The sequence below is a fragment of the Pseudomonas defluvii genome, from assembly GCF_001695625.1.
GTDB lineage: Bacteria > Pseudomonadota > Gammaproteobacteria > Pseudomonadales > Pseudomonadaceae > Aquipseudomonas > Aquipseudomonas defluvii.
The window spans coordinates 1-2,634 of sequence record NZ_MBPN01000234.1; the positions used below are offsets into that span (position 1 = coordinate 1).

Sequence of the window (2,634 nt, forward strand, 5' to 3'; positions counted from 1 at the left end):
GTGAAATACGGCACGATCACCAAAGCACCGCCATGCACCAGGGCGCCAAAGATTTCCCACACCGAGAAATCGAAGGCATAGGAATGGAACAGGGTCCAGACGTCGTCTTGGGTGAAACCGAAATCGCCCTGGGTGGCCTGGAACAGCCGCTCGACGTTGCGCTGGGTCAACTGCGCGCCTTTCGGTTGGCCGGTCGAGCCAGAGGTGTAGATCACATAGGCCAGTTGCTCAGGGTCGATGGTGACCTGTGGTGCGCTGCATGGCTCTGCAGAAAGGTCCAGGGTGTCCAGCGGCAATACCTGTACCGGCAACTGCAGGTCCAGGCTGGACAAGCTGATGACCTGTTGCAGGCCGGAGTCCTCGACCATGTAGGCCAAGCGCTCTGCCGGGTAGTCCGGATCCAGCGGCACATAGGCACCACCCGCCTTGAGCACAGCCAACAGGGCGACGATCAGTTCAGGCGACCGTGGCAGGGCCACGCCGACCAGTACATCGCTGCCCACACCGAGGCTCACCAAGCGATGGGCCAGTTGATTGGCACGCTGCTCCAGCTCGGCGTAGCAGAAGCTGACGCCCTGATGACGGATCGCCACGGCGTCAGGGCGCAGGGCAGCCTGTTCGGCAATACGGGACGATACCGGCACGAACGCCGGGAAATGCTGCTGCACTGCGCTCCACTGGGCCAACTGTCGCAACGCCACGGCATCGTTGAGCGGGATACGCCCCAACGCAACCTCGGCATCCTGGGCCATATTCAGCAAGATCTGCCGCAACTGCCCATCCAGGCGCATCAGTGTAGCTTGATCAAAGCATGAACAGTGGTAGCTGTAGCCGATCTCAAGGCGTTCACCGAGGTTGACGGTCAGGGCCAGCGGGTAGTTGGTCATCTCCAACTGTTCCATGGGGCCAAAGCGTGGGCCGCTGTCCGATGCCTGACGCAATGCCGCATCCACCGGGTAGTTCTCGAACACGATCAGCGTATCGAACAGGCCTTGGCCACCCTGCCCGGCCCAGCCCTGTATCGCGTACAGCGGTGTGTGTTCGTGCTCGCGCAGCGCCAGGTTGTCGGCCTGCAGCTTGCGCAAGTAGTCGCCCACTGCCTGCCCGGCGTCGAGCCGAACCAGTAGCGGCAAAGTATTGATGAACAGCCCCAGCCAGGATTCGGCGCCCTCCAGCTGTGTCGGACGCCCAGCCACGGTGACACCGGTGCACACGCTCTGCAGGCCGGTATAGCGTTGCAGCAACAGCAACCATGCGCCCTGTACCAAGGTGTTAAGCGTAATCCGCTGGCGCTGGGCGAACGTTTGCAGAGCGGCCGTCTGCTCGACCGTCATTGCCTGTTTCCAGTTGCCCGAGCCCTCGCCGGCAGCAGGCGCGACCATGGTATTGGCCAGCAGGCATGGCTCATCGAGCAGGCTCAAGCGCTCACGCCAGAACGCCTCGCTGACGGTTGCATCCTGAGCCTGCAACCACTGGATGTATTGGCGATAACCGCCAGTGACTGGCCGCAGGCTGTGCGGGTCGGCATAGGCCTGCAGCACCTCACCGATCAGTTGGGCGCTACTCCAGCCATCAAGCAGCAAATGATGGCTGGTCCAGATCAGCCGGTAACGTTCGGGCTCGAAACGGATCAGGGTCAAACGTAGTAAAGGCGCCTCGTCCAGCTCAAAGCCACGGGCGTGATCGGCAGATGCGAATTGCTGCAACAACGACTGCACGTCACCCCGGTCACGGTAGTCAAGTACCTGCAATGGCACCGCGACCTGGCGCCGAACCAGTTGCAGCGGCTCAGGTAGATCACCGCGCCAGACAAAGCCCGTACGCAAGATGCCATGGCGTGCCAGCGCGATGTGCCAGGCGGCGCGAAAACGCTCGACATCCAGGTTGTCGACATCCACACAAAGCTGATTCACATAGGTTCCGGCCTCGGGTGCGTACAACGAATGGAACAGCAGGCCCTGCTGCATCGGTGCCAGCGGGTAGATGTCCTCAAGTGCATCAGCGCCCAGCGGCAGGCCATCAAGTTGCGACTGGCTCAAACGTACCAGCGGAAAGTCACTCGGCGTCACGCCGCCAGTTCCGGCCTCCAGACAATGGTCGAGCAGTGCCTGCAAGGTGTCGCGGTAGTCATCCACCAGCGCTTGCATACGGGCAGCGCTATGGCGGGAGGTGTCAAAGCGCCAACTCAGGCTCAGCTCGCCGCCATAGACCTGGCCATTGATTTCCAGGCGCCGAGCCGGGCCGGATTGCGCGCCATGCTCACGACCGGCAGACTCAACGGCCAGTTGCAGCAAGCCGCCTTCAGCAAAGCTGCCATCGAACTGGCCGAGGTAGTTGAAGGTGATGTCAGCCCGCGGCAATGCCTGCATCGCGGCCCGGACCTGTGGCGTACCGAGGTAGCGGAGTGCGCCGAAACCGACGCCCTTGTGAGGTAGATTGCGCAGGGCCTCCTTGCAGCCCTTCAGTGTCGTTGCCGGATCGCTGTGAGCGCCAAGGCGCACCGGGTACAGGCTGGTGAACCAACCGACGGTACGGGTCAGGTCGAGGCCATCAAACAACGCCTCGCGGCCATGGCCTTCCAGATCAACCAGCACGCTAGGCTGCCCGCTCCAGGCGCACAGGGTCCGGGCTAGG

Annotated in this window: 1 protein-coding gene; it reads right to left on the minus strand. The window is 62.5% G+C overall.

Annotation, left to right across the window (positions count from 1 at the left end):
• Nucleotides 1-2,634 (minus strand): condensation domain-containing protein (locus tag EKA13_RS26830; RefSeq protein WP_141685683.1); only part of this gene is annotated, 2,634 nt, incomplete at both ends.